Origin of the sequence: Formosa sp. Hel1_31_208 (assembly GCF_900104785.1) — a bacterium.
GTDB lineage: Bacteria > Bacteroidota > Bacteroidia > Flavobacteriales > Flavobacteriaceae > Psychroserpens.
Window position 1 is genome coordinate 2,013,742 of the sequence record NZ_LT629733.1, and the last position, 21,212, is coordinate 2,034,953.

20 protein-coding genes and 1 other RNA gene are annotated in these 21,212 nt (G+C 34.3%); 6 read left to right on the top strand and 15 right to left on the bottom strand.

What is annotated here, in order from left to right; all coding sequences use genetic code 11:
• Positions 1 to 19: 19 nt before the first annotated feature.
• Positions 20 to 877 carry a hypothetical protein gene (locus BLT57_RS09065; RefSeq protein ID WP_091425071.1) on the bottom strand — a complete coding sequence of 286 codons (858 nt, stop codon included), beginning with the start codon at positions 875 to 877 and terminating at the stop codon, positions 20 to 22.
• 63 nt (positions 878 to 940) lie between these two features.
• On the opposite strand from BLT57_RS09065, the gene rnpB reads away from it, so the two are divergent.
• Positions 941 to 1,277: RNase P RNA component class A (gene rnpB / locus BLT57_RS09070), an RNA gene on the top strand.
• 50 nt (positions 1,278 to 1,327) lie between these two features.
• On the opposite strand, the gene BLT57_RS09075 is transcribed toward rnpB, so the two are convergent.
• The 6 genes from BLT57_RS09075 to BLT57_RS09100 all read right to left on the bottom strand — a co-directional run bounded on the left by BLT57_RS09075 (position 1,328) and on the right by BLT57_RS09100 (position 5,944).
• Positions 1,328 to 1,861 (bottom strand): nuclear transport factor 2 family protein, encoded by a 534-nt coding sequence (locus tag BLT57_RS09075; RefSeq protein ID WP_091425073.1) that lies wholly within the window; start codon positions 1,859 to 1,861, stop codon positions 1,328 to 1,330.
• 78 nt (positions 1,862 to 1,939) lie between these two features.
• A complete protein-coding gene (locus tag BLT57_RS09080) occupies positions 1,940 to 2,857 on the bottom strand; it encodes an ester cyclase (RefSeq protein WP_091425075.1) in 918 nt (305 codons plus the stop codon).
• Positions 2,858 to 2,872: 15 nt separating this feature from the next.
• The gene (locus tag BLT57_RS09085) at positions 2,873 to 3,637 is read right to left on the bottom strand and encodes a hypothetical protein (protein ID WP_157717158.1); all 765 of its coding nucleotides are present in this window, start codon (positions 3,635 to 3,637) and stop codon (positions 2,873 to 2,875) included.
• A 228-nt stretch (positions 3,638 to 3,865) separates the two neighbouring features.
• Positions 3,866 to 4,399 carry an RsmD family RNA methyltransferase gene (locus BLT57_RS09090; RefSeq protein WP_091425078.1) on the bottom strand — a complete coding sequence of 178 codons (534 nt, stop codon included), beginning with the start codon at positions 4,397 to 4,399 and terminating at the stop codon, positions 3,866 to 3,868.
• Positions 4,399 to 5,208 (bottom strand): DUF3822 family protein, encoded by an 810-nt coding sequence (locus tag BLT57_RS09095; protein ID WP_231928667.1) that lies wholly within the window; start codon positions 5,206 to 5,208, stop codon positions 4,399 to 4,401. Before BLT57_RS09095 ends, BLT57_RS09090 begins: the two co-directional genes overlap by 1 nt.
• Before the next feature lie 4 nt (positions 5,209 to 5,212).
• Positions 5,213 to 5,944 carry a hypothetical protein gene (locus BLT57_RS09100; protein WP_091425082.1) on the bottom strand — a complete coding sequence of 244 codons (732 nt, stop codon included), beginning with the start codon at positions 5,942 to 5,944 and terminating at the stop codon, positions 5,213 to 5,215.
• Positions 5,945 to 6,148: 204 nt separating this feature from the next.
• On the opposite strand from BLT57_RS09100, the gene BLT57_RS09105 reads away from it, so the two are divergent.
• From BLT57_RS09105 to BLT57_RS09125, 5 genes are all read left to right on the top strand, one after another.
• Positions 6,149 to 7,576: an ATP-dependent RecD-like DNA helicase gene (locus BLT57_RS09105; protein WP_091425084.1), complete on the top strand. Its 1,428-nt coding sequence runs from the start codon at positions 6,149 to 6,151 to the stop codon at positions 7,574 to 7,576.
• 98 nt (positions 7,577 to 7,674) lie between these two features.
• Positions 7,675 to 8,403, top strand: a complete 729-nt coding sequence (kdsB, locus tag BLT57_RS09110) for a 3-deoxy-manno-octulosonate cytidylyltransferase (protein ID WP_091425086.1) — start codon at positions 7,675 to 7,677, stop codon at positions 8,401 to 8,403.
• Between the two features lies 1 nt (position 8,404).
• The gene (locus BLT57_RS09115; protein WP_091425088.1) at positions 8,405 to 9,109 is read left to right on the top strand and encodes an HAD family hydrolase; all 705 of its coding nucleotides are present in this window, start codon (positions 8,405 to 8,407) and stop codon (positions 9,107 to 9,109) included.
• Between the two features lie 103 nt (positions 9,110 to 9,212).
• Positions 9,213 to 10,295 (top strand): iron-containing alcohol dehydrogenase family protein, encoded by a 1,083-nt coding sequence (locus BLT57_RS09120; protein WP_172827443.1) that lies wholly within the window; start codon positions 9,213 to 9,215, stop codon positions 10,293 to 10,295.
• Position 10,296: 1 nt separating this feature from the next.
• A complete protein-coding gene (locus BLT57_RS09125) occupies positions 10,297 to 10,845 on the top strand; it encodes a 1-acyl-sn-glycerol-3-phosphate acyltransferase (protein ID WP_091425091.1) in 549 nt (182 codons plus the stop codon).
• 180 nt (positions 10,846 to 11,025) lie between these two features.
• Here BLT57_RS09125 and BLT57_RS09130 read toward each other — a convergent pair whose 3' ends face one another.
• The 8 genes from BLT57_RS09130 to BLT57_RS09165 all read right to left on the bottom strand — a co-directional run bounded on the left by BLT57_RS09130 (position 11,026) and on the right by BLT57_RS09165 (position 21,211).
• Positions 11,026 to 11,490: a nuclear transport factor 2 family protein gene (locus BLT57_RS09130; protein ID WP_091425093.1), complete on the bottom strand. Its 465-nt coding sequence runs from the start codon at positions 11,488 to 11,490 to the stop codon at positions 11,026 to 11,028.
• 134 nt (positions 11,491 to 11,624) lie between these two features.
• Positions 11,625 to 13,787 carry a DUF349 domain-containing protein gene (locus BLT57_RS09135; RefSeq protein ID WP_091425095.1) on the bottom strand — a complete coding sequence of 721 codons (2,163 nt, stop codon included), beginning with the start codon at positions 13,785 to 13,787 and terminating at the stop codon, positions 11,625 to 11,627.
• A 78-nt stretch (positions 13,788 to 13,865) separates the two neighbouring features.
• Positions 13,866 to 14,606: a shikimate dehydrogenase gene (locus BLT57_RS09140; protein ID WP_091425096.1), complete on the bottom strand. Its 741-nt coding sequence runs from the start codon at positions 14,604 to 14,606 to the stop codon at positions 13,866 to 13,868.
• A complete protein-coding gene (locus BLT57_RS09145) occupies positions 14,603 to 15,619 on the bottom strand; it encodes a DUF368 domain-containing protein (RefSeq protein ID WP_091425098.1) in 1,017 nt (338 codons plus the stop codon). Before BLT57_RS09145 ends, BLT57_RS09140 begins: the two co-directional genes overlap by 4 nt.
• The gene (locus BLT57_RS09150) at positions 15,619 to 16,587 is read right to left on the bottom strand and encodes a DUF368 domain-containing protein (RefSeq protein WP_091425100.1); all 969 of its coding nucleotides are present in this window, start codon (positions 16,585 to 16,587) and stop codon (positions 15,619 to 15,621) included. The genes BLT57_RS09145 and BLT57_RS09150 overlap by 1 nt, the downstream gene beginning before the upstream one ends.
• Positions 16,588 to 16,657: 70 nt before the next feature.
• A complete protein-coding gene (locus BLT57_RS09155) occupies positions 16,658 to 18,004 on the bottom strand; it encodes a tetratricopeptide repeat protein (RefSeq protein ID WP_231928668.1) in 1,347 nt (448 codons plus the stop codon).
• Positions 18,005 to 18,230: 226 nt separating this feature from the next.
• Positions 18,231 to 19,412: an aspartate aminotransferase family protein gene (locus BLT57_RS09160; protein WP_091425104.1), complete on the bottom strand. Its 1,182-nt coding sequence runs from the start codon at positions 19,410 to 19,412 to the stop codon at positions 18,231 to 18,233.
• A complete protein-coding gene (locus BLT57_RS09165; RefSeq protein ID WP_091425106.1) occupies positions 19,412 to 21,211 on the bottom strand; it encodes an OstA-like protein in 1,800 nt (599 codons plus the stop codon). Before BLT57_RS09165 ends, BLT57_RS09160 begins: the two co-directional genes overlap by 1 nt.
• Position 21,212 lies beyond the last annotated feature (1 nt).

Consider the following 21,212-nt stretch of genomic DNA (forward strand, 5'->3'; position numbering starts at 1 on the left):
TTATTAACAAGATAAGGAACTACATTTTCATTACTTGAAGTAACATTTCTAAATCTCTTACATCAACTTTATCACCTGGTCCAGTGCCTCCTATCAGTTTTAAATCCGCTGCTCTATAAATCATTTTTAATCTAAAATGCATACTTGCGGTTTCGCTATTACCAGTATTAAATTTTGTTTTTGTTGTTGGTCTTTGCGCTTTAACAAATTCTCTAATAAATAAAACATCCGGATCCTTATTTAAAATTGCTTCATTTATGTCTTCATGACTAACCAATTTAAAAGGATAAGAATATACGTCATCTATTTTTTTTAAAAGCTTTTTAGTGGCGAGATTTTTGTTAATATATAATGTCTTATGAGGTAACGAATCTTTTATGTATTGCATATATTCAACACGTTGTTCATTAACCACTTTTTTATAGTTATTACCAATCGCTAAATCTAATTGTAAGTTTTTTAGGCTTAACATAAGGTCTGCAGCGCCTGTATTTGGAGTAAAGACAAAATGTATTGAAACTTTATTTTCTAATAAACCTATCACTAAACTATGATTTGGAGCATTAGCATTAAGCATCTTTACTGTATAATATAAATGGGCATATTTAGAAGACTCTTCTTTGTCTTTAGATAATTTTCGCCATTCATCTTTGGTGACATATACAATTTCTGACGAAAATGTCCATACTTCATCAATAGCTTTTTTGATATTTTCGTTGTAGCCATCTAATTCACCTTCTTCCCATAACACTACTAGAAGAGGTCTTTCTTTTAGTATTTCTATCTGTTTAGCGGCTTTTTTACCTAAAACTCCCATTTGTGCATTTATACCAAGGGAAAACAAAATGATGAAAGCATTTAAAATTATCTTTTTCATTAATAAGATTTTATATTTATAACTAATATATAAAAATATTTCAGGAATGCTGTACTTTTACCATTAGTAAATTGCCTTATCGCTGTCCTGATTTGTCGGGATGGAGGAAAGTCCGAACACCATAGTGCAATCATAGTGGTTAACAGCCATCCACCGCGAGGTGAGGAAAAGTGCAACAGAAAGAATGTACAGGTTATGCTGTAGTGAAATCAGGTAAACTCTCTGAGGTGCAATGCCATGTAAACTAGTGCTTGAGCGTACACGCGCGATGCTAGAGGGTAGGCAGCTAAAGTTTGCTGGCAACAGTAAACGCAGATAAATGATAAGGGCTTTTCTTTTTTAAAATTTAGTTTTTTGAAAAGAAAACGCACAGAATTCGGCTTATAGATTTACTTTAACATAAAAACCCTTTACAATATTGTAAAGGGTTTTTTAATACTTAACAGCATGTTACTGTTTGGGAGGTGTCAATGTAAAGCCTTGACTCTCCATTATATTTAGCATGTCATAAAAGTAGCGCATCCAGACAATTTTATCTCCTTCAATCATGGACACTGAATGATAAGGAATTTCGATTGTTTTCCCCGTTTTTTTGTCGGTTACAGTATTTGTTCCCCATGACAATAACCATTCTCCTTCATTCCAGTTGTCTTCAACTTTAACAGGCAGATACAAATCACCAGATATTGAATGTTTATATTGATTAGTACTGTTGGTAAAGTACGCTTTGTGCTGTTCAACGTTTAAAGAGTCTAAACCGCCTCCTAGGCCGTAAATCATAGCTTTCTCATGAAGCTGGGCATTCATTTTATCAACATCACCTTCTTGCAACGCAGCCGTGTAATTACGTATGAGTTCATTTGCTTTTGCTGCATTCTCGAATTCTAATGATGTTTTTGGTTTGGCATCTTGAGCTATTAAAAGCATTGGTAATAAAATTAGTGCAGCAACACATGCTAACGAGGTGTTTTTAAAAAATTTCATAAATATTGATTTTGGTTAGTATTACTATAAAAAGACCTCAAAAGATTGCTCTAAAGAGGTCAGATAAATTAAATTGATTTATTTCATGTTGGGCGGTGTTAACGTATAACCTAATTGAATATTCATACCATTTTGATCAAAATATGCCTCTTCATGAGTCGCTTTTCCTTCGCTATCAAACGACCAGATAGCATAACCATCAATACTGATGTCATTGTTAGATGCTGGAAGTCCTTCGGTGTCTTTAGTATGTTTTCCTGAGAAGGTCCATTTAATATGAACTTTATTGCCTACTAAAGACATATCATTCATAACAATATTGATATTAGACAACATATCATGATTGGACTGCACCATATCAATATATTCTTGACAATTATTGACTTCTTGTACCCCGTTGGTACTTCTAGTTAAGTTTTCATTCGAATAACTTCTGAATAGTTCAGCATCATTATCAAGCCAAGCTTGATGAAGGTTATTCATACTGTTTTGAATGGCCTTGTCCATGCCAGACATATTGGCAATGGCAGACATTTCATTAGACATTTCCGTGGCATCAAAATAAATATGTTCTTCTACGATTTTGCCATCAATAAATTGTACGGCTAAATGCACAGGGAAAGACAATTGCTTATTATTTTCAGCAAAAGTTCCATTATGTTGTGCCCAATAATACACCCACGTTTCTTTTTCTTTATCTATTACCATTTCTACGTATTCGTCTTCTCTATCGAAACCGTAAGATGAAAACGCTGAAGTCGTACTCTTTAAATTTGCCAATCTGTCGGCAACAGACATACCATCCTTAGAGTTTACATAAATTTTAGCGGTATCGGCAAAATGGCTTTGCCATTTTTCCCAATCTCCAGATTCATAGGCGTCAATGCCAGCCTTTAGTGTTGCTGTTTCGGCTGAATCTGCAAAATAACGTTGTTCCTGCTGCCCACATGATGTTAATAATACTATGGCTAGACTGTAATATATTAGAGTTTTCATTGTTTTTAGTGTTTATTAGTTAGAAGCTGGTAAATAACTTAAATCAGGTCTCATATTTCCTTCCACCTGATCATATTTACTGGCAAGTTTTATAACTTCGTAAAGCGCCGCTTGACCTTCATCTCCCATAAGCTCGTTGTTTGATTTACCGCCTTGTGCAATTGCCATAGCGTCGGTTCCTGAGATAGCAACCATAAAATAGCTCTCGTCGTCACCAAAACCACTATGATATACTTCATAACCGTTTTTAATATTCTTTGATTTGAACATTTCTTTCACACCCGCCATTGCCTTATTCATCGCAGCACTGTTACGAGGTGCATAATATAAGAAGTGGTATTCACGATAGTTTTTACCTTCTGTAGAGTAACCTTCAGGCATATAAGATAAATCATCTAAACGATGTACGATGTTGTCATGATGGTTATCATAGCAATCATCCATTTTAGAGAACATGGCTGCAAATTTCTCTTCACCTACTTTTTCATATAGGTCAGCCATCGGATTTTTGTCAAGGTCAGCCATGCTTGAAATTGGAGACACATAAACATACCTTCCGTCTTCAATGCTGAGTGTTGTGTAATAGCCATCTTTGATCTGATGTTTTTCCATAAGATCTCTCATTTCTTTTGCAACTTCTTCATACTGTTGCATTTTATCAAATTTTACATGATCAGTATGAACAACAAACATAGTTGGTGCTTTGTCTTGCGCCATAGCGAAGTTCATAAATAGTAGTAGGGTAAGAAAGGGCAAAAATTGAAATTTCAACGTTTTCATAATGATTGGTTTTAAGTTAATATGTTGATTGCTAAATAGCCAAACTCAAACCATAATCATTTCATAGGTTGTCAAAATGAGGTATAATTCTTAAAAAAAGTAGATATAAAGATTCTAGGTAATAAACTGTGGAGTTAGTGAAAGATAAAAAAAAAATGTTAACAAACCAATTCTTACAATTAGAAATGGAAATATAATGTATTGAATTTATGGTAATTATGCCTCCCTTTAGTTAAAGAAACTGAAGACATTTCCACGATAAATTTTAGAATGCGAATACCTGCTAATCTCAGATAAGTTCGTGTGTTTTGAATGTTCAATAATTAATAATCCTTCTGGTAAAAGTATATCGTTATTAAAAACAAGTTCCGGCAGTTTAGAGAATAATTCTACAGAGAAATCATAAGGCGGATCAGCAAAAATGATATCATATTTATGTTGAGTATTTTCCAGAAATTTGAATACATCACTCTTTATGGTAATAATATTCATATCAAATTGTTTTGATGTTTCAGAAATAAACTTAATACAAGCATAATGGCTGTCAACTGCCGTAATATCTTCTGTGCCTCTCGAGGCGAATTCATAACTAATATTTCCTGTACCGGAAAAAAGATCTAGAACATCAATCTCATCAAAGAAATAGCTATTATTAAGAATGTTAAATAAGGATTCCTTAGCCATATCAGTGGTTGGTCTGACCGGTAATTTTTTAGGAGCTGTGATTCGTCGTCCTTTATATTGTCCTGAGATAATTCGCATTAGTTAAAACTGTTCAGTAAGATGAAATTATTATGTGCATTATGCTTTTTAATTGAATCAACAAAACCGTAATTATATGTTGGTTCTAGAATTGCGACATTTCTAATATATTTATAAACGATTTGATAGAGTTCATAGTCTTCCTCAATTAGACCGCTTAGCTCAGTTACTATAGTTTCAGGATTAAGTTTTAATTGCTCAATAGTAAATAAAATATAATAGATAAAATCTTCTTTGGTTGAATACTCAAATGTATTATAACAGATGAGTTGTCCATTCTTGACGCATATAATTTCAAAACTTGAGGTATTGACGTTGATGTGCATGCGCTCTTGAGTACTTTCATTGACGGATTGCAACAATGTTTCAATAAGTATAGTAGACGCATGCTTGTATTCAAAACTACCGTAAGTTTCGAAAAGATAATTATTGATATTCACAAGTGGGACATATACATTAGCACTGTCGTTGAGGACTAAAGTGTCGTAACTGATGTAATCTGTTTTTAGAATTTTCGCATTAAATTTTAGATAATCAGCTAAATTATTTTCATTAAACAAAGCATTTGGCACTAAACAAGAAAGCTCATTTTGATAGATGCAAGTGACTGAATCAAAGGTTTCATTGAGTTCAGATTGTGATGTAATGAAAGCCGTTAGTTTATTCAGCAATTCATAAGGCGTAGCCTTCTTTTCAAGACGGATATGCTTTAAAAATTCTATAGTGTGCTTAGAGCGATTAAGAATACAAAAAGAAAGTCCACTCAATTGAATTTGAATGGACAGTGCTTTTATACTATTTTGTTTCAAAAGTTTAGTCTTTACTAAGGTTTTTAGGCCAGTTACCTTTTGTGTAAGGTTCATCCATTGATCCTACTTTTAACGTTGGACCATTAACTTCATCTACAGAAACAACTTCCTTTTCTTTAGCAACCAAATTTTCATCTTGATCAAAAAGAATAATGGCTTTATCTACAGATGCTTCAAAAACAGGGATATTATTATCTGCAAGTCTTCCAGCTTTAAGAATGAATTTAGCCCCTGGTTGTCCAACAGGTAAATTCATCATCGTTTTGTAGCGCGTATCTGCACCAAAAAGAGAATCTCTTACAGGAACAAACCCTAATGTATCTATAACCACAATATCTCTTGTAGTTTCTACACCGCCAAAGCGACGTGTTAATTCTTCGTCAATAATTGTTGAATCCTTACGCTGTGTAATTGTAAATTCGGCAGTATCAATAAATTTAATAAGGTCGTCGAAGTTTCCATTAAATTCTCCAGTAACTGTTCTATGTGCCAACTCCGCATCTCTAATGTCTTTTAATTTTGAAATAACACTGTCATACCTCTCATTTTTTAGCTTATTGAACTTTATCTCTCCATACACAGACATAAAAGTAATGTAACCTAGAAACACAATTAAAGCCCACAATACTAGATTTAGTATCGGTTTTAATTTCTTAGGGACGAATTTGTCGATTAACCAAACAATACCTACAGTAAGTAAAATAAGGCCTACAACTACAAGAATCACATTTAACATAGTTAGTTTTTTTATTTTTTATTAAGGAGTTACGCAAATCTACAATTTTTTTTTGTTCGTTAAAACATTGTAGATAAAAAACAATCAAAGGTGAAAGATATAAAATTACTTTTAAATTCAACAACTAATTTTGTAAGCAAATCCCTTTATTTGCTAGAGCATTAAATCTTATCTTGCGTTATTAATTGTATTTCAATTATATAAATGATAGTATCAGAATTTTATAAATTACTCATTAGTAAATTTCCATTCGAACCTACAAACAAGCAGCTTGTCGCTTTAGAGCAATTGGCTCAATTCGTATATGATGATACACCTAATGCATTGTATCTGTTAAAAGGATTTGCAGGGACTGGAAAAACGAGCATTATAGGGACTTTAGTTTCTAACTTATGGGAAACAAAAAAAAGTGCAGTATTAATGGCGCCAACGGGAAGAGCAGCAAAGGTTATTTCAAATTATTCTAAAAAAGAGGCGTTTACTATTCATAAAAAAATATACTTTCCTAAAAAAGATAAAGGAGGTGGAATCAAATTTGTATTGCAACCAAATAAACATCGAAATACCATCTTTATTGTCGATGAAGCTTCAATGATTCCAGATATCCCTTCAGATTCAAAAAACTTTGAAAGCACATCCCTATTGGATGACTTAATACAATATGTTTATTCTGGACATAAATGTAAGCTATTGCTTATTGGTGATAAAGCACAATTACCACCTATAAAATCTGAACTGTCACCTGCGTTAGATGCAGAACAATTGGATCTTATTTATAATAAACGTGTAACTGCAATAGAACTTGATGAAGTTGTGAGGCAAGGTCAAGAATCGGGCATATTAAGTAATGCCACACGCATTAGAGAAGTTCTAGATAATGAGTTTTATGAGTCATTTCAATTCAATTTAAATGGTTTTAAAGACATAATTAGACTTATTGATGGACAAGAAGTTATGGATGCTATCAATGATTCTTATAGTGAGCATGGTCATGAAGAAACCGCTATAATAGTAAGAAGTAATAAAAGAGCAAATCTTTATAATCAACAAATAAGAAACCGAATCCTCTTCAATGAAAACGAACTTACTGTTGGTGACTTTTTGATGGTGGTAAAAAACAATTACTTCTGGATTAAACCTACCACTGAAGCTGGTTTTATCGCTAATGGTGATATCATACAAGTTTTAGAGATATTTTCGATTACATCACTATATGGTTTCCGCTTTGCGGAAGTTAAGGTTCAAATGGTAGATTACCCTAAAATGCGACCTTTTGAAACTGTATTATTGTTAGATACGATTACTGCAGAAACCCCGTCATTAACTTACGACGACAGCAATAGACTTTATCAGGAAGTGCAAAAAGATTACGAAGACGAAACATCCAACTATAGAAAATTTTTAAAAATAAAAGGCAATAAACATTTTAACGCACTTCAGGTCAAATTCTCCTATGCGATAACTTGTCATAAGTCGCAAGGAGGTCAATGGAACACTATTTTTGTTGAACAGCCTTACCTGCCAAATGGAGTAGATAAGGATTATATGAGGTGGTTATACACAGCGGTTACAAGAGCTCAAGATAAATTGTATCTTATTGGATTTAAAGACGAATTCTTTGAAGAATACTAATACATCAATAGCTTTTAGTGCGCCTGAAATTCTCGTCACAATTACCACGATATTCCTTTAAAAAGTTTTATTTTTGAGATTCAAGTTATTTTGATCAAATGAAGATAATTTCAATGATTCCTGCACGTTATAGTGCATCCCGTTTTCCGGGCAAACTCATGCAAAATCTCGCGGGTAAATCGGTGATTCTTAGGACTTATGAAGCCACCGTAGCCACTAAACTCTTTGATGAGGTCTACGTAGTTACTGATAGTGACATCATTTTTAATGAGATTACTTCAAATGGCGGAAAAGCTATAATGAGTAAAAAAGAACATGAATCTGGAAGTGACCGTATTGCCGAAGCAGTTGAAAATCTTGATGTCGATATCGTTGTTAATGTGCAAGGTGATGAGCCTTTTACCGAACGCGAAAGTTTAGAAAAAGTTTTGCATGTGTTTAAAGACGATTCTAAAAAGGAAATTGATCTAGCTTCATTAATGGTAGAGATCCATGACTGGGATGAAATAAGTAACCCAAATACAGTAAAAGTAATTGTTGATCAAGATAATTTTGCTTTATATTTTTCTAGAAGCCCCATACCATATCCTAGAGATAAAGAGGCTGGAGCTCGGTATTTCAAACATAAAGGCATTTATGCGTTTAGAAAAGAGGCACTGCTAGATTTTTATAAGTTGCCAATGCAATTTATTGAAGCGACAGAAAAGATTGAATGCATACGTTACTTAGAATATGGGAAACGTATCAAAATGGTTGAAACCCATATAGAAGGTGTTGAAATTGATACGCCTGAAGATCTAGAACGGGCAAAAAAACTCTGGAAATAAATTGAAGAAAGATTACGAACATATTAAAGTTATAGGTTTTGATGCAGATGATACATTGTGGGTCAATGAGACCTATTTTCGAGATGCCGAATTAGAGTTTGCAAAATTATTGTCGTCTTATGAAACCGCTAATAAAATTGATCAAGAATTATTTAAAATGGAAATGAAAAACCTTTCGTTGTATGGCTATGGGATTAAAGGTTTTGTATTATCTATGGTTGAGATGGCTATTGAATTATCTGACCATACGATTTCTGTAGACACCGTGAGTAGAATTCTTGATTTAGGTAAAAATATGCTCAACAAACCTGTGGAACTTTTAGACGGCGTAGAAGACATTTTAAAAACACTTTCAAAGACACATCGCTTGATTTTAGTGACCAAAGGAGATTTGTTAGATCAGGAACGAAAATTAGAAAAGTCAGATTTGACCTCATATTTTCATCACATTGAAGTATTGAGTGATAAGCAACCTGCAAATTATTCTAAATTATTAGATCATTTAGATATCAAACCTGCAGAGTTTTTGATGGTTGGGAATTCATTAAAATCAGATATTTTACCAATTGTTCAAATTGGTGCAAAAGCTATACATGTGCCTTTTCATACAACGTGGTTGCATGAACAGGTTCATGAAAATCAGACAAAACGATCAGATTATAAGACAATATCAAGCTTAACAGAACTAAAAGACGTATTAGGCTAACAGTGGTGCATTAAAATACTAGTTTCTAAAAAGCGCTAACATAATTTAAATAAGCAAAGATAAATCCAACTATGTTTTTATTTTTGTATATGAAGACAAGTAAATGAGTTATAAAAATTATCCAATGGTGTCCAGAGTTGTTTTTGGACGAGGCAGTTTTAATCAGTTAGGAGATATCCTAGCACCAAAACGGTTAAACATTAAAGCACCATTTATTTTTTTAGTCGATGATGTATTTAAGGGAGATCCAATTATAAGTTCAAGATTACCGTTGGCTTATGACGATCAATTGCTTTATATATCTGCCAATAATGAGCCTAAAACGTCTCAAGTAGATGCGTTAGTGGAAAAAATAATTTTGTCTCATAAAGATAGGCCTTCAGGTGTTATTGGTATTGGCGGTGGCACTATATTAGATCTCGCTAAGGCGGTTTCAATTATGCTTACCAATGAAGGTGAAGCTAAAGATTATCAAGGTTGGGATTTGGTAAAAACACCAGCCATTTATCATGTAGGTATTCCTACAATTTCTGGAACAGGCGCAGAAGTTTCACGAACTACCGTGCTTACAGGGCCTGATAAAAAATTAGGAATTAATTCAGACTTCACGCCATTTGATCAGGTGATTTTAGATCCTGAGCTAACCGTTGGTGTTCCAAAAGATCAATGGTTTTATACGGGAATGGATTGCTATATCCATTGTGTTGAATCACTCGACGGCACTTATCTCAACGCATTTAGTCAGAGTTATGGCGAAAAAGCCTTAGAGTTATGTAAAGAAATTTTTACTCAAGACATACTTTCAGAAAAAGAAGCACAAGATAAATTGATGATGGCCTCTTGGCATGGTGGGATGAGTATAGCGTATTCACAGGTTGGAGTAGCTCACGCCATGAGCTATGGGTTGTCTTATCTTCTTGGAACTAAACATGGAATCGGAAATTGTATTGTTTTTGATCATCTTGAAGAATTTTACCCAGAAGGAGTCAAACTTTTCAAATCGATGAAAGAAAAACATAAAATTGAACTACCACAAGGGGTTTGTGCGAATCTCCATGATGACGAATTTGATATTATGATTGACGTAGCTCTGGGGTTAGCACCTCTTTGGGAGAATGCCATAGGTAAAAATTGGCAACAAGTTATTACTAGAGAAAAGCTTAAAAACTTATATCAAAAGATGTAATATGCGCTGGCTGGCTAAATTTATCTACTATACACTTTTAGGTTGGAAAATTACTGGAAACACTAATTTCTCAAAGGACGAACTCAAGAAGGCGGTTATCATTGCCGTACCTCATACAAGTTGGTATGATTTCTTAATCGGTATTTTACTTCGGAAAATTGTAAATGTAAAAACTAATTTTGTTGGAAAAAAAGAATTGTTTCGTTGGCCTTTTGGTTGGTACTTTAGAGCGGTAGGGGGAGCGCCATTGGATAGAACTTCCGGGCAGAACAAAGTTGAGGCAATAGCTAAATTATTTGAGGGAAAAGATGAGTTTCGTTTAACTCTGGCTCCAGAGGGCACTAGGAAAAAGGTAAAAGAATGGCGAACAGGATTCTATTATATTGCCAAAGCTGCACAAGTTCCTATTATTATGTTTACTCTGGATTTTAAAAATAAACAAAATCACATTTCTGAACCCTTTTATCCAACTGATGATGTTGAAGCCGACTTCAGGTATATGAAATCATTTTACAAAGATGTCGTTGGTAAAAAACCAGAATATTCATAACCTACTTCTGACATATACTATTTATATGTTTTCGATATGGAATTAATTTGGCATACATTTTGACTATATAATAATGTGATCAAGTACTGAAACATAAAGTAAACAGTCAGTCCCTAAAAAGAAACAGTACAAGATGATACAAAAGCTACTTGAGCCCTAAATAAGTAGCTTTTTTTTATGTTATAATGAATCTTCGAAAGCCTTCAAAAGAATATTGGTCTGTCTTTGTAATTTGTTTCTAAAAAACGAGGTTCCTCCTAATAAAAACCCTTTAAAACCTAAGGCTTGTTTGGCCCATTTATGGAGATTAAATTGGTCGGTGTGCTTGATAATACTACCATCTTTGAACTCAAACTGAGCCACAATTGAATTATGTACCTCACTGCCGGTTTTACTAAATGTATAGAAAGCTTGCCATGAAGCACTTCCAGAGTGTTTATTGGTTTGGATATCTGAATACGTAACTCTAAAGTCTTTGCCTTTTTGAGATGCACATAACATGCGCCACATATTACCAGCATGCTCACCTTTTAATTTACCAAAGGCTGGATCTTCAAAAACGACTTCAGCATGATAACATGATGCCATTGTTTCTGCATCAAGTTCAGTAAAAGCTTTATAAAACTTATGAATAAGTTCATTCATGATTTAAAGTTAAGGAATAAAATACAGCCACTTTAAAAAGGGTAAGAAAAATAAGTTATATCAGAGTAATGGCCATTGTTATATAAAAAAAGACCACTACTATTAATGGTCTTTTTTTAGTTGTATTGTTGCAATTAATACATAGATTTAATTTTCTTCAATTTCTCTTGCCATACCGACAATCCTTGCTTGTGTTTATCGATATTTTTTATGACATCTTTCACTAAAGGGTTAGTTTCGTCTACATTCGAGAAAAACTGCATATTGTTTTCTAATTGATTAATTTCTCCCTTAATTTCAGTGATTTTCTTCCTAATAAAGTTTTGTTCGTTATCCAATAATCTCGTGTCATTAGGCTGTGCTAAATTTTCTAGTTTGTTTTCAAACCTAATCATCTCTAATTTAGCTTTGTCCATATCAAGCTTCCCAAATAAGGCATCCAATGCTTTATTGAACTTACCATCAATATATCGTTTGTTAGAGGGTACATGACCAATGGCTTTCCACATCGAAATTTTTTCTTTAATCGTTGCGATATCTTGTTCTGGTTTGCCCGACAATTCTAAGCCTTTAACTTCAGTTAATAGAGCGTTTTTTTGTTCATACGCTACCATTAGTTCTTTATTGGCTTCATTGCGTTCGGCATGCAACCTGTCGAAATAAGCATTGCATGCGCCTTTGAATTCTTTCCAGACTTTATCACTGTCTTTTCGTGGGACATGACCAATTTTCTTCCAATCATTCTGAATCTTTTTCATTAAAGGCGTCGTGGCTGCAAAATCCTCGTTATTTTTATTATCTAATGCAATTTGAATAAGCGCCTTCTTTTTCTCAAGATTTTCGTATTGGTCTTTTTTCAAATGCTTGTAGTATGCATTCTTATTTCTATTGAATGTTCTAACCGCAGATTTGAATTTAGACCAAGTAGCTTCATTAACTTTTTGAGGGACTTTACCCGCATTAAAAAAGTCTTCTCTTAAAGCTTCAATAGATTTGATTTTCTTTTGCCATGATTGATGAGAGCTTACGTCCTCTGCTGCAATCTCCTCAATTTTTAAAATTATTTCTTCTTTCTTTACAAGGTTAGTTTCTCTAGCCTTGTCTAAATCTTCGTAATAAGCCTGGCGTTTGTCATGAATCGTTTTTGTAGCGCGGCTAAAACGTTCCCAGATTTCTTCTCTGTGGGCTTTAGCCACCGGTCCAAGATCTTCCTTCCATAGTTTATGTAGCACTTGTAACTCTCTAAACGAACGATTTATATTGTCATCTTGAGCTAATTCTTCTGCACGCTCAATAATCTTGGTTTTTTGCTCAAGATTATGTTTGAAATCCATATCGCGTAAGTCGCGATTTAAATGTAGAAAGTCATAAAAGATTTCGACATGATGGTGATATGAATTCCAGGCATTGTTATAACGATCTCTTGGAATTGGTCCAGCATTACGCCACTGTTCTTGTAAGTCTTTAAAATGCTTGTAGGTGTTGTTTATATTTTCCTCAACGTTTATTAAGCTTTTAATTTCTTCTATAATCTGTAAACGATTTTCAAGATTCCCCTTTAAATTATTTTCACGCTCTTTATAATAAGCGTTTAAATTATTTCTATAGGTCTTGAAAACTGCATTGAATTTTTTCTTAATAGGAGAGGAGTAATAGAAATCAATTTCATTACCACCTTCGCTCAGAAACTCTTCTTTTTTCTCATCTAGTAAGGCGTCGAATTTAGAATTAAACTCCGATTTCACCTCTTCTACTTGAGCTTTGATATTCTGTATTTTATGATTCTCAACGAGCAGCTCTAATTCTGTAGTTAGTTGCTCCATAGTCATTGCATGATAGTCTTTAGACTCTAATTCATGGCGTTCAGCATTGGTTTCATCTTCAGCGTCTTCTGCATTAGATTCTTCAATCTCCTCAACATGTGCATCTGCCATTTTAGTCTCTTTCACCGTATCTGTAGTGGTAGTCTCAACTGTCTCAAGATTTTTTGCATGAACTTCAGCAGTATCTTCAACAGTTTCAGTATGAGCTTCTTCAGTCCTTTCGATAGGCTTATCACTTTTTTCGCTTTCAGGCGTATCTTCTTGGGTTTCGGGTTTAACCGCTTCTGTTTTCTCTAAATTAGTTTCCGTGACATCGTCTACTGCGTCTGCAGTTTGGTCGACTTCTGTAGATTTTTTAGAATCTTCAGGAATTAATTCCTCAGATGGGTTTGCCTCATTTGAAGTTTGAGGCGTTTCAGTAGTATTTGTTTCAATCGTTCCGTCTGCATCTTGCAGGTTTTCCTTCTCAGACATTTTTCAATGTTTTTTATGTTAGAAGGCTAATATACTAACAAGCGGCTTATTTACAAAAAAGAACGGCTATTTAAAGTTTTAATTGGAAGCATTCCAAATTTGCCATGCTTTTTCTGCCTGTAACACGAGCATTTCGTATCCGTTAGTAGTTTGCGCTTTTTGAGCTTTTCCTAATCTCATAAATTTTGTCTCTTCCGGATTATAGATTAAATCATACAAAAGGTGTGCTTCAGTAATACCGTCATATGGGATATCTGGACAAGCATTAACGTTTGGAAATGTGCCTATTGGAGTACAATTTATGATGATGTTAAAGGATTTTATGTCATCAACAGTTAAGGAGTCATAAGTAAATTTTATACCTTTTTTAGTTGTTCTTGACACAAATTCAAATTTAATTTTTAGTTCTTTAAGAGCGTAAACAATGGCTTTAGATGCACCACCAGTTCCCAGGATAAGTGCTTTTTCATGGTGTTTCTTCAATAAGGGCTCAATTGATTTTTTAAACCCATAGCAATCGGTATTGTACCCTTTTATTTTTCCGTTTTTAGCTATAGTAATGGTATTAACCGCACCAATTCTCTTAGCTTTTTTATCGAGTACATCTAGATACGGGATAATACTTTCTTTGTAAGGAATTGTGACATTAAAACCAATAACATCAGAGTTATTCTCTATAAGCTTCGGAAACTGAGATATATTTTCAATATCAAAGTTCTCATAGCTAAAAGGCAGCTCAAGGTCTTCAAATTTCTTTTTGAAATAAGATTTAGAAAAGGAGTATGATATGTTTTTTCCAACAAGACCTAATCGATTCATAATTTCCGTTTTGTACGTTGACCATACCATTCCAAGGCCAATACTATTAGGATGCCGAATATAATATAAGCAATTGCAATATAAGTTTCACTGTTTAATTCTGGAAGAAAACGCTCATAATTTGAAATGATCTTTTCGCCTCTTGAATCTAGTATTAAGTCACCGTTAAGGTTAAGTTTATAAACGGTTTCTTTCCACGGCCATACCACACCTAATGACCCAATTATAAAACCAATGATTGAAGCTATAGTAATGCTTTTATAGTGATGAAGCACGTAATTTAAAACATGAGAAAACGTTACTAAACCTGCCACTGATCCTAAAGTGAACATTGTAAGCACCTTTAATAAGCGTATTCTAATTTCATTTTCAATAAAACTAAAATCACCAGTAAGCATTTCGGCGAAAGTGTCAAATAAAGCATTAACTGAATCTACTAAAAGCAACACATAATTTCCAAATAAAATTAATATAAATGATCCAGAAAAGCCCGGAAGCGTCATTCCAGAGACACTAATTATTCCGCAGAAAAAGACAAATAACAGATTGTCATTTTCGGTTGCCGGATCTAAGAAACTGATTCCAATACCAAGTGTTATTCCTATCAATAAAGAGATGATGCTTTTATAATTCCAATCTTTGAAGTCTTTATTGATGTAGTAAATAGAGCCGATAATCATTCCGAAGAACATACTCCAAACATATAATTGATAATACTGAAGAAAATAATCTAAGACTTTAGACACGCTAAAATAACTAATAATCATCCCTAAGAAGAGTAGTCCGAGAAATCTACCATTGATATAGCGATAGAAACTCTTAAAGCGGCCATTCAACAAGAATTTAAGAGCCGTTTTATTCACCCGTTGTAAGGAGTAAATAAATTCTTCATAGAATCCAGCAACAAAGGCAACAACACCACCAGATACTCCAGGCACCTTATTGGCAGCTCCCATTCCGAGTCCCTTGATAACTAAGAATACGCGATCTTTAAGTGTTCTTACACTTTCCATTAGGTGTTTGGCTTTTTGTTACCGAAACTTTCAAGAATAAGAATGGTCGCAAATCCGATGACCACTATTAGTACTGCAAATAACATTTGACTATCACCTGCATAGGAGGATGGTAAAATACTTTCATCTAATACGGTAACTTCCATACCTTCGGAATTAATCCTAGTTTTAAGAATTTTTTTCCATGGCCATATTTTATTTAAAGACCCAATCATAAATCCTGTAAGAATGGCTAATGTTAGATTCTTTTTATGCTTAAACATCCAGTTTAAAAGCTTTGAAAAGACTTTTAAACCAATGATAGCGCCAACACCTAATAGGAAAAACTTTAATAAGGCGTCTTTTAAGAGTTCCCAGTTTCCAGAAGAAACACCTTCTATAAGATTGTTTACTGTGTTAATTGCGGTTTCATAAGCACCCAGTATCAATAATATAAAGGCGCCTGAAACACCAGGCAATATCATAGCAATGATTGCAATAAATCCACAAAACAATAAGTACATTGAACTGTCGGGAGATGCAAAAGGTTCGGCCAAGGTAATATAGTAGGATAGAATAGACGTTACCATTATAGCTACTATGGTCGAGGTTGACCAGTTTTCAATTTGCTTACCGATAAATAAAATACTCGCTAAAACAAGCCCGAAAAAGAAAGACCATAATAAAATTGGTTCATTGTGCAACAACCACTTAATCAATTTGGCAAGGGATAAAATACTAATGGCAATTCCTGAGAATAATGCAAGAAGAAAGCTACCGTTGAAAGAATTCCATGCCGATTTAAATCCGTGTGCTTTCCAAGTTTTAAAAACACTCATATCAATCTTATCTATGCTTTCGATAAGCTCTTCGTAAATCCCAGAAATGAAGGCAATTGTTCCACCGGAAACACCAGGGACAACATCTGCTGCTCCCATGGCAATTCCTTTAAGTGTAATGAAAATATAGTCCTTAAGTTGTCTTCGCATTGTAGTCTTTAAAATATGCAGTGTAAAGGTATGAAATAGCAATGAGTATTTTTACACGAAAGCAATGCTCCTAATTTTTAGATTCTGAAATGACCTGAAGTACCGTAGGTTTTAGCATGACATTTGGAAATAGCTCTTCTAATATAAAATCATACTCATGATTGAGTACTAATGCATTTTTTAGGTGGTAATGCCCTTTACTGCTCTCATGCAGTGTGAAATGCAGTCCTGCCAAACGGAATTCAATTTCGGCTGTTTCCGGGTAAAATTCGGCCGCCTGTATTAAATTTATGACTGATGCCTCAAACTCACCTAAAGCAATTAAAATATCAGCTCTGGATAACCAGGTTTGTAATTCATAATTACCTAAGTCTAATGTTTTCTTATACCCGCGTTCTGCCTCTTCAAGAAAATTAAGGCGATGGTTAATTTGCGCATAAAGTTTCCAATAAATGACATTTTCAGCATCAATATTGATAGCTTTATTAATATAGAATAAGGCTTTTTGGTAATTTTGTTTCCTATTGTAGAATTTCGTGATTGCTATCCATCCTTTATCTAATAACGGATCTTCATGAACGGTTTTATAAAAATACTGAACAGCCAGATCATCTTTCCCGAGTTTATCATAACAGTGACCTATGCGCAATAGCGCAAAAGACGTTGGCTCATCTAGAGCTAATGTGATTTTGTAATTCTCTATAGCCTCGAGATGCATTTTTTTCTTTTCTAGAACTTTTCCTTTTTCAAGGTAAGCTCCTACAAAATTGTCATCAGATATTATTGCGAAATCAAAAGCAGCCAATGCCTTGTCGTATTCTTTAATCGTAAAATACTGACGTCCTAATTGATGCCATGCCACTTCACAATACGGATTTTTATCTACATAGCCATTTAAAAACATAATAGCGTCTTGATTTTCATCCAAGAAGTCATAACAATAAATCACATTGTATAAGGCAGAATAGTCTTCCATATCGATGTCAAGACATTTTTTGAAATAAGTTCTAGCATTATCAAATTGATCAAGAAAGAGGTATTCCATTCCTATGAGGGCGTACAAGTCACTAATACCCTCGTCATCACTGGAAAGCTCCAATGCAATCAATAAGGTGTTTACGGCTTTCTCATGCATATCTTGCTTAGATAATACATTGGCTTTCTGAATGAATATTTCTTCATTCCTTGGGTCAAGAGAATGCAACTCATCTAATAATTTATTCGCATCGTCAAATTTGTTTTCAAGTACAAATAGTTCTGTTTGAAACAACTTTAAATTAATCGATGTTGGATGTTGCTCGAGTCCTAGTTTAACAGCTTTTTTAGCTATTGCTATTTTACCCATTTCAAGGTAATGATGAATGATGTTTTCAAATTCAGAAGAATCAAAGAACAAAACATTGTTGGTTTTGAGCATTGATTCGAATCTTGTAAGCGAAATATTATTGTTGTCTTCGGGTAGACCAAACTCCATAAGCAAATAGCGTTGTTCGTTTAAATAAAAGTAGTCTTAAAGGCTAAAAATATCGATTTTTAGGGTTAATGTTTTCAACAAAGTAATTAACACGTAGAGTTATTATTTAAGTAAGGCAGGCTAATTATCTGTAAAATAGATTTATATATATGTAATATAATTTCAATTTCTAACTTGATATAGATTCTAAAACCTGAGTTATTATCTTACATCCTTTGATGATTTCGGCTTTGGAAATGGTTAAAGGAGGTGTAATTCTAATTGCTTTTGGTTCAAAAAGCAACCAAAACAAGATTAATCCTTGTTCCTGACATCGTAAAATGACTTCATTAGTGATATCTGGAGAATGAGTTATTGCAGCTAACATTAATCCGCGTCCACGAATTTCACTAATTAGAGGGTGTTGCAAATGCTGCCGTATTAGTTGCTCTTTTACCAAGACGTCATTCATTAAATTTGATGTTGTTATCTCTTTTAAAGTTGCTAAAGCAGCAGCAGCAATTACTGGATGTCCGCCAAATGTCGTGATGTGGCCTAATTTAGGATTGTCTTGAAGTAAATTCATATATTTAGCTGAAGCAGTAAAAGCACCTATAGGCATTCCGCCACCCAAACCCTTGCCAGTTACTAGTATATCAGGTATGCAGTTGAAATGTTCAAAACCGAATAATTTTCCAGTGCGACCAATTCCGGGCTGAATCTCATCAAGAATTAATAAGGCGCCCACAGCATCACACTTCGCTTTAACTTTTGCAAGATAACCATCTTTAGGTTCTATAAAACCAGCGCCACCTTGAATTGTTTCTAATAGTACAGCAGCGGTTTTTGATGTAATCTGTGAAATATCCGCGATACGATTGAAATGGATAAACCTGACATCAGGAATTAAAGGTCTAAACGCACGCTTACGTTCTTCATAACCCATAACACTTAAAGCACCCATAGTATTGCCATGATAGGCATGATGAGCAGCAATAATTTCACTTCTTCCTGTAGCACGTCTGGCCAGTTTCATAGCGCCATCTATAGCTTCGGTCCCTGAGTTTGTCAGGTATGTTTTTTCTAAATTTTCGGGAAGGTGAGAGGCTAATAGCTTAGTGAGTTCAACCGCAGGCTCTTGAATGTATTCGCCATATACCATCACATGAAGATATTTATCCAATTGCTGTTTTATGGCATCAATTACTTTAGGATGTTTATGACCCAGACTGCAGGCAGAAACACCAGCTACAAAATCTAAATAGGCTTTATTATTAGTATCGTAAATATAAGAACCTTCCGCATGAGATACGGTCATGGCTAAAGGGTGTGGTGTTGTTTGCGCTTGATATTTGAAAAAATCTTCTTTCATCAATTACCCTTTTTATTCACCAATGGTTTGTTAAGCGTTTTAGTTTTTGATTTTTTAGACGGTTTTTTTACTGGAATCTTATCTTTTTTAGGTATTTGCCTTCCGGCTTTACTGCTATCATTCTTGGTTTTTTGTTGTGCAGTATCAACGCGTTTCATTAAAGCATCATCAAAGAATTCTTCATCAGGTACAAGGGGTGCTAAACCTCTAATTTTTGGAAGATTTAAAGGAGGATCTTCACTAAACAAGTCTTCAACACTTTCTGGTTTTTCTTCACCTCGCCAGTCGAAACCTCTGAATTGCCTGGCATTTTTTGGAAACTGTGATTCTGGATAGATATCTCCATCTACCTGATTTATTAGTGTTATGAGTTTATAAGGCCCATCAAACTGCATATTAATACTTCCAGATTTAGATTTATTAATACCAATTAAGCTGTCATTGTCATCTCTTGTGTAGAAAATTATTTCTGCATTTTTGATGATGTCCACATTGTACAATTCATTATCTGTGAACAATCCTATAAGTTTCTGACCTTTAATTTGATTAAAACCGTCACCTAATGTGTCTTTGCTAATGAGAAAGGCATTGTCGAAGACTTTCAGTGAATCTAGTTCCTCTTTCTCTACGTTGGAAATGAGGTGTATAGAGTCTCCAGTCATTTGATTGCCTATATTCCATATGACAGGTCGTCGCTTTACCGAAAACTCATCACCTTCAGAAAAGCGCTGTAGATTAATCAATTGAGTCAAGCCTGTTTTGTGGTCGGCATGAATGGAATCTGCCTTTCCACTCATATCAGTTTTATACATTTTGGCATTGTAATAAGCTCTTGTAATGCGATGCTCTGGTTTACCTGTAACCATTAAGGTATCGGCATGAATGTAAAGCGAATCGTTTTCTTGAACCGTTATCGCTAATGCGCGTTTGGTAATGAATACCGAATCTTTAGCACGAAAAACCTCTGCATAATGACCTTTAATTACACTCTTGTTAATGGTGTCGGTTACTATAATGTTATTTGTAGCAGAAGCGAAGTTACGTGTGCGATCAAAGAAGAGACTGTCTCCTTTAACTTCGCGATTATTATAATTTATTTTTGAGTTCTTTATAAAATAACCCGTGTCATTTTGAGTGTCATAAAAGCCGCGTTCACAATAGATCTTGCTAGAATCACCAACAATCGTTGATGGACCATACATGTATGCATGGCTCGTATCTGAATAAAAATCAAGTTGTTTAGTCTTTAAGGTGTAATCTGGATTGACAAGCACTACGTTTTTGAGAAAACGGTATTTGCTACTATCCATATAATAGCGACCTATCTGGCTCGTAATAGTTCCAGATGAATCTCTAACCACTTTTCCTCTACTTATATAATAGGCCTGCTGCTTCGTGCGGTCAAAATATAATGTATCTGTGGTTAATATCGATTGCGGTTCTGTCAAGACCACGTCTCCAGCGGCAAAAGCGAGTTGTGTTATGCCACTATATTCGACGTAGTTGGACGTCATATTAATAGTGTCGCCTTGCTTCATACGCACATTGCTATAGGCTTCAATAAAATCTTCGTCTTGATAATATAAGGCTTTATCACACCACATATCAATGCCTTCATGAACAATATGAATTTGTCCTTGGTCACTTCTAACAAAAGTGGTTATGTTTTCGCTTATTAAAGTATCCTTAACGGTAAAACCAGAGTATTCAATAAAGATACGTTTCGGTTCTTGACAATAGGACAGCAATGCTGAAAGACAACAGGCTGATATGATGATGTATTTGAATACTAGATTCAAG

Coding starts and splice junctions, on each gene's coding strand:
- BLT57_RS09065 (WP_091425071.1), bottom strand. CDS start 877: ATGAAAAAGATAATTTTAAATGCTTTCATCATTTTGTTTTCCCTTGGT.
- BLT57_RS09075 (WP_091425073.1), bottom strand. CDS start 1,861: ATGAAATTTTTTAAAAACACCTCGTTAGCATGTGTTGCTGCACTAATT.
- BLT57_RS09080 (WP_091425075.1), bottom strand. CDS start 2,857: ATGAAAACTCTAATATATTACAGTCTAGCCATAGTATTATTAACATCA.
- BLT57_RS09085 (WP_157717158.1), bottom strand. CDS start 3,637: ATGAAAACGTTGAAATTTCAATTTTTGCCCTTTCTTACCCTACTACTA.
- BLT57_RS09090 (WP_091425078.1), bottom strand. CDS start 4,399: ATGCGAATTATCTCAGGACAATATAAAGGACGACGAATCACAGCTCCT.
- BLT57_RS09100 (WP_091425082.1), bottom strand. CDS start 5,944: ATGTTAAATGTGATTCTTGTAGTTGTAGGCCTTATTTTACTTACTGTA.
- BLT57_RS09105 (WP_091425084.1), top strand. CDS start 6,149: ATGATAGTATCAGAATTTTATAAATTACTCATTAGTAAATTTCCATTC.
- kdsB (WP_091425086.1), top strand. CDS start 7,675: ATGAAGATAATTTCAATGATTCCTGCACGTTATAGTGCATCCCGTTTT.
- BLT57_RS09120 (WP_172827443.1), top strand. CDS start 9,213: ATGAGTTATAAAAATTATCCAATGGTGTCCAGAGTTGTTTTTGGACGA.
- BLT57_RS09125 (WP_091425091.1), top strand. CDS start 10,297: ATGCGCTGGCTGGCTAAATTTATCTACTATACACTTTTAGGTTGGAAA.
- BLT57_RS09130 (WP_091425093.1), bottom strand. CDS start 11,490: ATGAATGAACTTATTCATAAGTTTTATAAAGCTTTTACTGAACTTGAT.
- BLT57_RS09135 (WP_091425095.1), bottom strand. CDS start 13,787: ATGTCTGAGAAGGAAAACCTGCAAGATGCAGACGGAACGATTGAAACA.
- BLT57_RS09140 (WP_091425096.1), bottom strand. CDS start 14,606: ATGAATCGATTAGGTCTTGTTGGAAAAAACATATCATACTCCTTTTCT.
- BLT57_RS09145 (WP_091425098.1), bottom strand. CDS start 15,619: ATGGAAAGTGTAAGAACACTTAAAGATCGCGTATTCTTAGTTATCAAG.
- BLT57_RS09150 (WP_091425100.1), bottom strand. CDS start 16,587: ATGCGAAGACAACTTAAGGACTATATTTTCATTACACTTAAAGGAATT.
- BLT57_RS09155 (WP_231928668.1), bottom strand. CDS start 18,004: ATGCTCAAAACCAACAATGTTTTGTTCTTTGATTCTTCTGAATTTGAA.
- BLT57_RS09160 (WP_091425104.1), bottom strand. CDS start 19,412: ATGAAAGAAGATTTTTTCAAATATCAAGCGCAAACAACACCACACCCT.